Annotated in this window: 6 protein-coding genes; 1 reads left to right on the forward strand and 5 read right to left on the reverse strand. The window is 52.3% G+C overall.

Annotated elements, in window-relative coordinates:
• Positions 1 to 5 precede the first annotated feature (5 nt).
• On the forward strand, positions 6 to 89 hold the full coding sequence (locus tag RIN49_RS26585; protein ID WP_309122735.1) for an IS3 family transposase: 84 nt from the start codon (positions 6 to 8) through the stop codon (positions 87 to 89).
• A gap of 76 nt (positions 90 to 165) precedes the next feature.
• Here the strand turns inward: RIN49_RS26585 and RIN49_RS26590 are convergent, their stop codons facing one another.
• The 5 genes from RIN49_RS26590 to RIN49_RS26610 all read right to left on the reverse strand — a co-directional run bounded on the left by RIN49_RS26590 (position 166) and on the right by RIN49_RS26610 (position 13,726).
• Positions 166 to 2,331 (reverse strand): hypothetical protein, encoded by a 2,166-nt coding sequence (locus tag RIN49_RS26590; RefSeq protein ID WP_309123145.1) that lies wholly within the window; start codon positions 2,329 to 2,331, stop codon positions 166 to 168.
• Between the two features lie 147 nt (positions 2,332 to 2,478).
• A complete protein-coding gene (locus tag RIN49_RS26595; protein WP_309123146.1) occupies positions 2,479 to 5,475 on the reverse strand; it encodes an S-layer homology domain-containing protein in 2,997 nt (998 codons plus the stop codon).
• A gap of 532 nt (positions 5,476 to 6,007) precedes the next feature.
• Positions 6,008 to 11,470, reverse strand: coding sequence for an S-layer homology domain-containing protein (locus RIN49_RS26600; protein WP_309123147.1), 5,463 nt, complete (start codon positions 11,468 to 11,470; stop codon positions 6,008 to 6,010).
• 279 nt (positions 11,471 to 11,749) lie between these two features.
• Positions 11,750 to 12,820: a glycosyltransferase family 4 protein gene (locus RIN49_RS26605; RefSeq protein WP_309123148.1), complete on the reverse strand. Its 1,071-nt coding sequence runs from the start codon at positions 12,818 to 12,820 to the stop codon at positions 11,750 to 11,752.
• Positions 12,821 to 12,961: 141 nt separating this feature from the next.
• Positions 12,962 to 13,726: a WecB/TagA/CpsF family glycosyltransferase gene (locus RIN49_RS26610; protein WP_309123149.1), complete on the reverse strand. Its 765-nt coding sequence runs from the start codon at positions 13,724 to 13,726 to the stop codon at positions 12,962 to 12,964.
• Positions 13,727 to 13,737: the final 11 nt, after the last annotated feature.

Here is a 13,737-nt window from a genome sequence, read left to right on the forward strand (position 1 = left end):
AATATATCCATTTTTACAACCATCACAGACCACAAAGAAAGCTAAGCAAGCTGACGCCAGTAGAGTACCGACGTCAGCTTGCAGCCTAGGGCTTTCTTCGATGTCCATTAAAATGGGGCTTGACCAGGGGATCCTCTCCCCTAACTACAGGCTTCTATATCATTGTTAATCCGAAATCGTAAACCACCGAATCGACTTCGTAGCAATCAACTTCTTATACCCTGGTTTCACCTGATCGTAGATGTTCAGGGTATAGTTTTGCAGGTTGTCGAGTTGGTACATGAAGTTTTCGTCTACCTTCGTCAATTCCATGCTATGCGTTCCAAGCATCAGCATGTCGGTTGTCGGCGCCTCGCCATTATCCGACTTGACCTTGCCATCATCCAATTTCAGTTCGTAAGTTAAGCTGAACTTCGTCTTGGGATCTTGAATTTCTACAATGACCTTCCGATCCGTCGTGTTCGCTTCGACCGTGAAGTCACGTTCCAGCGTATAGTCGAATTCGAGTTGGACTTTGTTTTCCACAAAGTTAATTTGCGTACCGAATTTCTCGAAAGAGATTTTATAAGGATACACGTTGATCTCTTTAGTATCCTTCTTAGGCTCCGTGATTTCTTTGGGTAGATCGAGCAGCACAGGATTGACGTATGCGCTCGTAACCGTTCCCGCTTCCCCATTCGTCGGTTGGGTTGTCGTTTCGACCGCCTCACCTAGTAACAGTTTAAGCCCCTTCAGGTCAACTTGATTCGGAATGCTCGCTTGGAACGAAACTAACGCTTTTCCGTTCGGAGCGATTTTCGTATCCGGCTTGACAATCGTTGCCGGATATACGGCCCCGTCCGCCGTCTGGAATTGCCCGACGAAGGTCCCTGTTGGAGTATATCGCTTCTCTAGGTTCGTAACGTCCACGACCGCGTTGACAAGCTTTGCCGAAGAGCTCCCGAACGTGTCCGTGGTCCGGACCGTAACGGCTGCGCGCTTCCCGATCGCTTCTACCGTGTGCTGCTTACCGACCGCGACCGACGGAATCGACATCAATTCCGAGCTATGCTGGAAGCGGAGAAGTTCCGTCGTTGTCGCTTCGGTGCCTTCGCCAGCCTTTTCCTCCAATGCTAAGGCGATCTTCTGGAAAGAATACGTATAAGGGACCTTGCTCACGAATTGTACGTTCATTTCGGAGCCCGGTGCAATCGTGAGTACTTTATCGAATTGCACGAGTTCTGCGTCGGAGTCGACGACTTCATCCAATTTGTAGCTTCCTGCCAGGTTGGGAACAGGTAATGGAGTAGTCCCTTTATTTTTTATCGAGACATTGGATACGAGCAAATCCTGGTCTTCCCATGGAACCCGGGTTAAGTTCGTCAGAACGGCCGTATAAGTTCCATTTTCCGTAGAAAAGGTCTGCTCCGAACCGATCGAGACATCCTCTGCCGTCGTTGCTGGGAGGTCGTATGAAGCGAGTGGGAACGTGACTGCTCCCTTATCGTTCGTTACGGTTTGGGTTAATACCAACTGCCATCCTTCCCCGCCGGCTTCGACCGGTACTGCGCCTGTAAGGGTAAGTTCTTTCTTTTCCAAAGGATTGAAGACGGTTGTCTCTGTTACCGTGCTTTTTAACGGATAGAACAACCCCGACTTACTACGAAGCTGGAACTGCAGATTCATCCCCGTGATCGCTTGGGCGCCTGCATTCTCCATGACGATCGTAATGTTCGGCAAGAAATTTTTATCGTTCTTCCCTGTCGCTACTCGTTTCACAGAAGTATTAAAGCTGCCTTTGTCCGAAACCACGGTATAAGAGCGATTCACCGGCACGCTTTTCGTGTATGTAGCCGGTATGTTAATCGTTCCGAGCAAACGCTCGAAGTTTGACTGGGAGAAATCCCAGGCGATCAGATTAAACTGAAGATCCGATAATTTCGTTGTTTTATTTACGATTGCGTAGAATCGATAATCTTGATGCGTCCCAGCTGCTACATTTTGTTGATCCTTGTTCTCGGAGACTAAGCTCACAGTAAAGTTAGTCCCACCCTTGGATTTCAACCGGACCCAATAATCGTTAAAATTAACCGAGCCCTGCGTGCTCTTGTTCGTTAAGCGCAACGTAAACGAGACGATCTTATTCGTAGTCTGTTCCAGTTCCTGAACGTTGAATACTTCAAAGTTCGCAGTGTTGGAAATATTGACCTTACCTAAAGACGGTGCCGTGTATGGCGTCGTTTGAGCGGCTGCGGTTGGCGTGCTTCCGGCCGCATGTACTTGTCCAAAACTGACCGCTAATGCCATCACAGTTGCAAGGGCAACTGCCTTCTTCCGATATGCGTTCATCATGTAATCCCTCCTGCTACATTAAACGCAAATCGAGAACGAAAAGTTTCTAGAATTGATATTTTTCGGGTTGGTATAATTTATACCTTAAGGATAACAATAAAAGAGGACCCCGAAGGGTCCTCTCTTAGCAGACTACATTAAAGATGATTACGGACGGCTTACGAGAACCGTTACCGACTTGCCGTTCGGTGCAGTTGCAGTGATTTCGAATTCTTTAACAGTTGTCGGGATAGCACCTACATCGATTGCGCCGGACTTAGGATCAACTGTCACAGCCCCTGTACCATTGACAACTTTGACTGTGTAACGGAGACCAAGGACAGAATCATACGTCGAGATTTCCGATTTAGCGTCGCTACCGGACTTGTTATTGCTCTCGTATGCGATTCCGTATTGATCCGTCACCTTGATCTTCTCGAAGTAACCAATTGCGTTAACGATCGCTGCATCGAACGCCTTGCTCTTCTTGTCGGCTTCCAACTTCTCGACTACGATCTGATCAGCTTTAACCGTCACTTCTTGAGTAAGGTTAACGGTGTTGCCCTTGTTCGTGTAGACGATAGCAGTTACCGTAGCCGTACCTGCTTTGTTACCAAGGACATATCCATCTTGTTTAGGAGGTGTGCCAACGTCAGGACCAGCCACTACGACCGACGGGTTCGAAGAGGAAATGTCCTTCACGAAGTTTTCCGGCAACTTCACTTCGTTACCTGCCGAATCCTTAGCGACTACTTCGATTTTCTTATCGAATTGGCTAGCGCCTACCGAGCCTTCGATCGGTGCATCAAGCTTGTCGATAGCAGCGTAGAGATCGCCGATCGTCTTAAGCGAGTACGTCAGGTCAGCGTCGCTCTTGATAGCTTCGAACGTGCGGGATACCGACGAGGAGTAGTTCGAGAAGTCGCCCGTGCTACCCTTCTTCTGAACCGTCGCCTTGATCGTCACTTTACCTTCGTCGCCTACGCTCGATGTCACAGCGAAGCCTTTGTTGAACTCTTCGAATTGGCCATTCGTGAACGTGAAGGTCTTCTTGGTTGCAGTTGCGCCAGCATCAGCAGTAATGCCAGTGCCTTTCGGAGTAACATTTGCAACTGTAAGATCGCCGCTCGCCGTTACTTCTACAAATACGCGGTAGGACGACGTTTGACCGTTCGCACCTTCGATCGTTGCCGGAATGTTCTTAACTTCCTGACCATGCGCATCTTGCAGTTTCAGAACGAAGTCGTCACCTGCGCCCAAGATTGCCTTAGGAGTAAGATCATTGTCGACTTTGAAGCTTTCCGGCGTTCTGAAGTCGGACACTGTGATATTCGTTTGAACGAACGTGTTCGTTTGTGCATTGTTGATTTGACCGGAAAGGAATACTTTAGTGTTTACTTGATTGTAAACCGGTCCAGTACCCGTGAATTTAACTTCCAGCTTACCCTTGTCCGTGCCCGTTTGAAGGACCTTCACAGTAGCGTTGCTTGGCGCCGTCAGGCTGAAGCGGTTATCCGCTGCGCTATCTGCGATTTCCTGTGCAGTCAATTGCTCGCCGTTAGCATCATATGCAATGATCGGAACAATGACTTTGTCGTCGTTCGCTGCCAACGTAACACCGGAGACGTCGAACTCAAACTTCGTTGCAACTTTCGCTGCGCCGACCGAAACCGTTGCTGTCGCCGAAGATGCGCCACCGTAGATGTTGACAGTGTACTCTCCGTTCTTATCCATCTTCGCAGTGACCTTCAGTTCCAACTTCGCATTGCCGTTGTCGTCGAACAACAATACTTTGTCGTCAGCATTCTTGTTGAATTCAAACTTCTGGTCGAACGGTGTTACAACCGGGTTAATGTTCGTTACCACTTCCGGAGTTGCTCCGTCAAGTTGCGCTTTAACTAGCTTGTTGCCGTACTGATCATACAAAGTCAACGGAATCGTAGCGACGTCGTTAGCAACGCTCAACTTCTTCGTAGTTGTGTTGGAGTATTTCACTTCTCCAGCTTCAACCTTCGACAGCAATGGAACTGTGCCGACTTTGAAGTTCTTCGAAACCGTTACCGTGCTTGCATTGTAATAAACCGTTACCGGAATCAAGCCGTTGCCTTGCGATACGCCGTCGCGCTTCGTATCAACCGGAAGCGTGAACGTGCCGTCGTCGTTCTTCGTCATCGTTACCGCCGTGCCGGAAACAAGTGCAGTGAAGTTCGATGGAGCAAGCGAAACCGCTTCTTCGTATTGGTTCTCTGCAACGAGTTCGATTGCTGCATGGTCGCTGTACGGAAGCGTATCGTTCGAGTTCACGAAGTCGATCTTCGTTACCTTCTCGTCTTCAGCCGTGAAGGAAGCAACCGTAGTTCCTACTGCGGAGGAATCAAGACCGCCCAACGTTACCGAGTACTCGCCAGCCGTAATGCGCGTGCTGAGTTCCAACGTTGCGGACTTCTTATCTTCGCCCCAAACTGTCTTAGTAGTAACTGTCGATGCACCCTTCTTCAACGTCAACGTTGCTTTCGCCGTGTCAACTTCTTTATCCAAAGTTACTTGAACTTTGTATACGCCAGTTGCTTTAGCTTCTTTAACGCTTGCTACGTCCGGTACGTTCGTTTGTGCGTATGCGGAGTAGCTAGCTTCTACCAAGATCGTACGGGAAGCCGGTGCAGTGTAGTCGTCTTGCTCAGGGATCAAGCCAGCTGCTACTGCTGCTGCAACGTAAGCTGCTGCCCATTCGTCTGCGCCTTCAACCGTAGCTTCTGCGTCGACTTCGATGTCGAGAGCTTCAACCATGATCTTAGCAAGCTCTTGGACCGTTACGTTTGCGGACGGATCGAATACGCCGTTGCCGCGGCCTTCGAGTACGCCTGCTTCCGTAGCTGCGCCGATGAAACCAGCTGCCCACTCAGCGTCCTTCAGGTCGGTGTAGATCGATGCTGCTGCTGCGTCTTCTTCAAGACCGAGTACCATAGCAACGATCTTCGCTGCTTGCGCACGAGTCATGTTCTCGTCGAGGTGAGCTTCGCCGTCCGGGAAGCCTTCGAAGATGCCTGCTTCAACAAGTGCGTCGTATTTCTCTTGTGCTGTTTGCGGTTCAGCAGCGAATGCTGTAGCGGAGAATGCAGAGAATGCTACGGATGCTGCGAGAAGCAAAGATAAACCTTTTTTCATAACCTTTTTTTCTCCTCCTCGAATATCGTTCGGTGTGTGAGAATTTCTCTTAATTGTGTAGCTCTTATCCCTCATCGCCGATTCACCCCCTTTCCAAGGTTGAGCGTTGATTTCCTATTTAGGAAGTCTACAGCTTATTACTTGTTTGTACAAGCTGCAGAAACTAGTAAACCAACCAACTTGCTAGACACTAAAACCACTTTACAATTATACATTGGTAGGCAATAAGCGTAAAGAGGATTTTGAGAAATTGTTCCAAACTCCAATTTCGCTTGTCGCTTTCTCCAATGTCCAGTGGCCTCTCGCCTCGGGTTCATCATATTAAACGCAGGGTTTCGAAAAAAGTTGCGATCATTCGAAAACTTTTTTCTTTCTTCTCTGCGTTGCAACCGCGTGTTGCTTGCCGGCTACGAAACTTAGTATATCTTGATCTATCATTATCGTCTATCACTAATGCTTTCCATCTTGCGTTGCAACTGCACCTGGCGAATCCAAAGAAAAGCCGCCCGGGACCGGGCGGCTTTTCGCGTGATTACTTTGGAATTTTCTTATTCGATTTCATGACTCGGATCGCCACCGCGGCGGCCTCCGCGCGGGTGAACGTCGCCGTCGGATCGAAGCGATACGTCGGTTTCTTTTGACCTTGGAGCATCACGTTCTCTTTGCCGAGAATAAACTCTTCGTCAAAAACCGCTTCGACGGCAGCCCTGGCGTACACATCGATGCCGTTTGCGTCGGTAAACTCCTTCTGAAGCGACTTGAGCGATTTCTCGCTGTCCGACTCCAGCTTCAAGTTCGCGGCCCGGGCGATCATGACCGAAGCGTCTTGTCTCGTGATCGCGCCGTCCGGTTGGAATCGTCCGCCGCCTGCGCCGCGCACGATGCCTGCCTTCGCAGCCGTCTCAATGTACTTATAATCGTACAGGCCATTAGCCAACGGATTGATGCGAAGCACGTCGGTAAACGTCGGGTTTTCCGTATAGGTCAACGGAATATCGAAAATCTTGACCAGCATCGTGGCGAACTCGCCGCGAGTGATCGCATCGTTCGGCATGAAGCTTGTCGTCCCTTTGTTGATCATGACCCCTTTGGAATATAAGATGTCCAAGTCGTCCCGCGCCCATGCATGCGCAATAACGTCGTCATAGCTCTGATCCATGTACATGACCTGATAATAGCCGAACCGCTCGAGCGGCACCGTGATCGTGTTCTTGCCCGGGTCGACGACCCCGCCGACATTGCGCCATCTCGGAGCGACGACGCCTCGATGATCTTCATAAATATCGTAGTGATATACGGTGACGTACTTCCAGCCTTCGTTCCGGATGATCGGGTCGTACTTCAACGTTAATTGTCCCGGTTGCGACGGGATGACAAGATCCTTCAGGTTGCGATTGTAGAATTGAGTTCCTGCATATGGCAGTTCGCCGCTTCCCGTCAGCGCTTTGCGCATGTCCGTCTCGTTCGCCGCGATCGTGCCGGCGTCGATCCAATACAGCGGACTGATCGCATCGAATCGGCCCGTCGGCTCCATCAGCATGAGCCTTGCGTCGTTGACGATCGGGTTCGGATTTCCGATTTGCCCGTCGTTTGCGAACGGGAACTTATACTTATCTACGCGTCCGTCCGAGCCTGCGATCCCGAACAAGATTTGGCGCTCGTTCGAGATGAATTGATTGATCCCCGACGGATCGTTGCGGCGCAACACCGTACCTCTTGGGAACGACAACTCCAGCTGCTTCTCGAAAGCCGAAATCTTGTTCTTGAGCAACGTCTTGTACTGCGCCCCTTCGATCGGCGTGTTGACGTTGAAGACGATAATACTGCCCTCTTCTTCCTCGTCCCCTCTTACGACGGTGAACTCGATTTCGTTTTTGCCGTTCTTTAAATCTCTTACTTCGTAGAAATAGTGCGTTTCAGCCAATCGGGTGACCGGATCCACAACTTGTCTTGGCGTTGCCTGATTCTTTCCTACGAAGACTGCGTCTGCATTTTCAGCCTCCAACTCGATCTCAATGAAGTTTCCGTTAATGTTCGCTTGATCCTGACCTGCCGAATTTTTGGACAGCTTCGGACTAATGACCACATACGGCAGCGGCTCTCTCGTAATCGTGATCGTTCGAACGACGACGATGTTCGACGAGTTCGTGATCGAAAATTCGAAAGTCGTATCCCCGATCGGGCTCAGCGCGATCGGAACCGTAAGGAACTGGCCCGCCTGCGGCGTGTTGATCCGCGAGAAATAGTTCGGGTTGCCCGTCGTCGGCTCCGCTTGATTGAAGCTGCCGCCGTATCTGCGGTCGTATAACGTAATCAACTGATTCGTTACAGGGTCTTTCTTCGTTACCGTCAACTTGATTTCTGTTGCGTTAGCGAATTGGCCTTCCAGTACGACGGAGGTTTCGCTAGTCGCGTAAGCATCCGGGTTCGCTTGGTTTTCGCTTTGGAAAAACTTCGGAACATCCCCGCTCTCTACCGGCTTAATCGCGATAAATTCCGGAGCGTTCGTGCTGAATTTGAAAATTTCGAACGTCGCCTGCGTAATCGGAACGGTCGAACCATTTTCGTAGATCAAAAACTTAATGACGTTCTTGCCTTCCTTCAAATCTCCCGACGTCGGGTGATCGCTGCCCGGCCCGAACCAGAACGTGAACTTATCCGGATTCGTAGAATCCTTGAAATCGGTATTCCGGGACAGATTGAACGACACGTCGTTAATCAATACTTCCACGCGCGTCTTCGCCGGATCCAGGTTCGGATCGGAGACGTTCACGAGACGCCCCTGCAAACATTGCGTCACATTCCCCGTACCCGTGGAACAAGCGATCTCGCCGATGCTTTTAATCACCATGCCGTTATAAATATTGCTGACGATCACGTAAGGCGTGCTTGATACGTTCAATTGGTACGTCTTCTTCGCCGACAAGTTTTCTATGCCGCCTCGGCTAGGAATAAACGTCATCTCGTTGAACCCGCTCGGGAGCGACGGGATCGTGATCGTAAACTTCCGAAGTCCCGTCACCGGATCGATGACGTACGTGTTGCTGCCTCCGGTCGGCGCCGAGCTTGGACGATACTCGCCGAGGTAATAGTTCACTCGGTCTGCATTCGTATTCGTGTACACGTAGAACTTCGCCGGAAGCTCCGTCACTTGGTTTTCGACGCCTTCCATCAGACGGATCGAAGCTCCCGCGTTGTCGATCGCCGCATGATCGATGTATGGAAGGCTTGCGTTCCAATAATAATACGTGAAGAGCGAGTTCGGTTGATTCTGATCCGATTCCGAGTTGTAGAAGCGGAACACCAAGTTCTGCTGTTGATCGGTGGGGATTTGAATTTCAGCCGAAAAGTCGTACACCATATACCGGTTCGCCTTCGACCAGGTTCCGTTCTCCCGCAGCGTCGCCGAAGAGGCGGACGTGACCGTGTACTTCATAGCGTTCCCGACCGCTTCGCCGTTGTACAACAGATTGACCGTGTAAGACCCCGGGGCCAAGCCCGACGGCGAGTCCAGCACGGCCGTCCCTCCGGTGTGGAGAGCGGTAACCGGCATCGTCGTCCGAAGGTTCGTGTCGGCATCCGACGTGAACCGGACGGAAAGCAAGCCAGGTACTCTGCCGAAGTTCGTGCCTAATATTTTCAACTTCTGGGAAGGGGTCGACGGAGCCGAACTCGGCGAGATCGCCGTAGGCAGCGGTTCGACGATGGTGAACGGATACTGTGCCAAGACGCGCTCGTGTCCAGCCGTAACGTTTACGAACTGAACGTAATAGTCTCCCGCGGTTGCAACGGGCGGGAAGTTAAAGCTCCCTTCCGTATTGGAAGAGTTCGTCACTGTTACTGACGGTTGATCCAAGAGCACTTCCGAGCTGTTGTATAAGCGGGCGATCAGGTTATTGTTGCCGTCATTGCGCAAATTCGTACCGGTCACCGTAATCTGACGATTGGCGGCCGTCCGCTGCAGCTGCAGCGGCGTCGCGTCCGTCACCGTCATGTTCTGATAGTCCGGAGCGCTCGCAGCCACCGCCACATCGTTGGCCGTCGAAGGCATAGCCGTCGCCGAGATATCCATTGCCGGCGATGTGTGACGAACTTGGAAAGTAAGTTTATGAGTCCCCAGAGCAAGATCGTCAGGGTCATCCAAACGGAAGATCACTTGGGAATCGCGATGATCATATAGAGAGAGTGGTTCGCCGCCCAAATTCGCATTGATGATCGTCGTATCCGGCGCATTGCCGAAGTTCGTGCCGGACACAACCAGATACGTCTTGCTGTTGTATGGCACGATGGACGACGTCGTCACCTTCGTAATGACAGGCGTCTCCGGATCGGCCGGCGCGATCTTGAAATAACGCTCCGAAATCACTTGGTCGTTGTAATAAATACGCGCTTTATATTCGCCCGCGGGAAGATCTTGCGGCATGTTCAGTTCGATTCGGTCCGGCGATGTCTGATACGACGTGCTTCCATTCGAGAAACCGACGCCGGAAGACAACGTGCCGGCCATGCGGACGATTTCCATCCGCATGTTCTTGGTCGTATCCGCCACCGCGCTCGCCAGAGGAACCGTAATCATCGTGTTATTCGGATACTTCGCCTTCAAGTTCGTGATCGTAAACCCATCGCTCACCCGCGGCACCGCCGTCGTGACGGTCTTCCCGAATACCGTAATATTGTCGAACACGTTCAAGACGGTCGTGCCGTCCGCTTTGTACGCCGTCAACGTATACGGCGAGCCTGTCGTCGTGAAGGTGTTTGCAGGCAGCGTAAAGATCTTCATCGTCTTATCCGGCGAGATTCTGATCTTGTTTTCTTCGTCCAGTTGAGACAACTCGCCCGTAACGGTACCGTCCTTATTTTTATAGAACAACCGTACGCCATCCAAAGCCGCACCATGCAGCGTAAAATCATACTGACTATGCTCCGTAATAATAGACTTCGGGTACACGTCGACAGCGCGCTCCGCCGGAAGCGCGTTCGAAATCAAATCGTACGGGCCGAACTTGCTCCCGCCCGCGGACACTTCCACGTAACGGTATTGCGGAACGCCGTTCGTATCGAGATCGACCTTAAGCTTCGAGTCGATCTTCACGAACGGATTTTGCACCGTCGGCTTCGTCAACAGCTTCATCGGATTGCCGTACACCTTCGTTGTAGGATTATCCGCCGGCGTTTCCGGAACGTCCTGCGAAATCTTCGCATCGAAGGCGAACGGCTTGCCGTTGTCGTAGATTAAGTTCCGGTCGACCTGGAACGTCTTGGTGCTGTTGACGGACAACAGCGTCAGCGGGTTATCGCCCGGCGTCAGCTTCAGGCTGGCGACCGAAGTCGAGTTCCCGGCATCGTCGCCCGAGAAGAAAAATTCGCCCGTCGCTTGATCGATAAACCCCGTAATCGGCGTACCGTTGTTCAAGCTGGCACGCACCTCGGCCGCGTTGGCCGCCTTACCCGTAATGGAAACGGCCGTCGATTGCAACGGATTTTCCGGGTAAAATTGCGTCTCCACGAACGGCTTGGCGTTTACCTTCAGGTCCGTAATGTTCGTCGTCGCGGTGTAATACACCCAGCCCGGCGCCGATTCGACGACGCTCGTACCGCCTAATTTCACTACGACTTTGTTCAGCCCTTCCGTCAAGGGGACGTTCGAAAACACGACGTCGAACGTATTGGGAATTTTCTGCGCTTTAATTCCCGTATCCGACTGCGTCACCCCGGACGCCACATTCGTAAGCTGAATATATAAGGAAGAGATTTGCGCGTCGCTGACCCCTTCGACCGTAGCGGTAATATTGATGTTCTTCGTCACGACCCTCGGAACCTTGTTGTCGTCCTTCGGACGGTTGTTGACGATATCGTTCGCCGATTCCGTCACGTACAAGCTATTGATCGAGATTCGGGATGCTGCGGAAGCCGTATGTATAGGTAAGGGAAGCAGTGCAGCTAGAATTGAAAATATGAGCGTAAATTGAAGCCAAGGTCGAAAAAACCGTTTCAAGCTTAATTCCTCCTTATTCATGCATTGTCGTCTCTTGTGAGCGGTTCTCCATGCCTGTCGCGGTCCAGCCCGATCTAACAGCCCCTCCTTCAAATGTTTGGAAGAAACCTCTGCTTAAGTTAGACTTCTTCCCAGTGCAAAAAGTTTCATGTATTCCAATATATCGGCAAAATCCGACACAAACTTAATATAAACGCCTTAGTAAAATAAGCCTATTTCCCCCAACTCCCGAAAATAAAAACGCCCGCCGGATGGCGAGCGTCGGTACGCAAGAAATTGCTATTTCAACGAAAGCAGTCGTTGCACGAAGTTGATGACCGGGCGCCGACCCTTCTGCACGATGCCGATCAGCTCCGCGCCGACCTGCAGCACGAGCAACGTCACGGCGATCACGATCAGCGCGACCCACTGCGCGACCGTGGAGAGCAGAATGGCGCTTAGCGCGAACATCGCGGCGATGGCGTAGATCACGAGCACCGAATTGCGATGGCTTAAGCCCAACGCCAGAATGCAGTGATGCAAGTGGTTCTTATCCGCGGCCGAGATCGGCGTCTTGTTCAACGTACGGCGCACGATCGCGAAGAACGTATCGGACAGCGGCACGCCCAAGATGAAGATCGGAACGACGAACGATACGAGCGTCGCTTGCTTAAACCCTAACACCGACAAGGCCGCCAAGCTGAATCCGAGGAACAATGCCCCGGAATCGCCCATAAAGATCTTCGCCGGATGAAAGTTGAAGAAAAGGAAACCGAGAATGCTGCCGAGCAATACGGCGCTTAAGACGGCTACCGTGACATTGCCCATAATCAACGCAAGGACGAAGATCGTACCCGTCGCGATCGCCGATACGCCGGCGGCCAAACCGTCGAGGCCGTCGATCAAGTTAATGGCGTTCGTCACTCCGACGATCCAGAAGATCGTAATCGGAATACTAAGCCATCCCATCTGCGTGCCGTCGCCGAACGGAAGCGTGACGAAGTCGACCTTGACGCCGAACGAGACGACGACGCTAGCGGCGGCGATCTGGCCGAGCAGCTTCACCTTCGGCGATAAATCGAATCGGTCGTCGAGCGCGCCGACGATCGTAACGATCGTCCCGCCGAGCAACAGTCCCCAGATGACGTGCGGCTTCTCGCCGCTGACGAGCGGCAATGCGATCATGATCGCGGCCATGAACGCCAAGTAGATCGCGAGACCGCCGAGACGCGGCATGATCCGCGTATGTACCTTGCGTTGATTCGGCGCGTCGACGGCGCCTACCCGGATAGCGAACCTCTTCACAAGCGGAGTCATTCCCAACGCCATCGCGAGCGCGACGGCGAATCCTACGATATATGCGATTTCCATCTTTCTTTACATTCCACCCCTTCGAAAGCTGACAGTGCCCATTATACTCCTGCCGTATTCCGTAAGCTAGCGCGGATGAAGACGGTTTTTACTCGTTTTCGCCTGTTTTCAGGCCATTTTCAGAAAGATTTCACGTCGGATTCAACGCGCGCGTTGCTTTTCGCCGAAAACCATCACTTTCAATGCGAATTTAGGCAACACCAGCATGCGTCTCCAACGGGTAGGCTCGAGCATCAGGCGATGCGCCCATTCGAGGCCCGCCTTCTGCATCCACCGCGGCGCGCGCTTCAGCTTGCCGGACATGACGTCGAAGCTGCCTCCGACGCCGATCATAATGGGCACGTTCAGCCGTTGATGGTATTGCGCGATCCACGGATCTTGCGTATACGTCGATCTTCCGACCAGCAGCAGGTCCGGCTTCGCCTCGGCGATATCCCGAACGACTTCGTCGTCTTCGTCCGGTCCGAAAAATCCGTTCCGGCACCCGACGATCCGAAGGCCCGGATACTTCTCCGCGATCCGATCCCGCGCCGCCTCGATCAACTCCTGCGACGTGCCGAGCAGGTAGACGCTCCAACCTTCGCGCGTCCCTACGCGGAACAGCTCCTGCACGAGGTCGAACCCCGCGACGCGTTCCGCGACGGGCTTCCCTAACCGGCGAGCGGCCCAGACGAGCCCCGCGCCGTCGGGAACGACCAGATCGGCCTCCCGCAGCATTCGCATAAAGCTTTCGTTTTCGAATCCGGTCATGAACATGATCGGATTCGCCGTAACCACGTGCGTCGCGCGGCGCCGCCCCACCGCGTCCGCTAAATATTCGACCGTCTGACGCATCCCCATCTTAGAGACCTCCACGCCGAACAGCGTGACCGTCTCCGCCTTCGCCTTCCCTACAGTCGTTTCCATTATCGACCAAC

It is taken from the genome of Paenibacillus sp. (assembly GCF_031177825.1).
Taxonomy (GTDB): domain Bacteria; phylum Bacillota; class Bacilli; order Paenibacillales; family YIM-B00363; genus Paenibacillus_AE.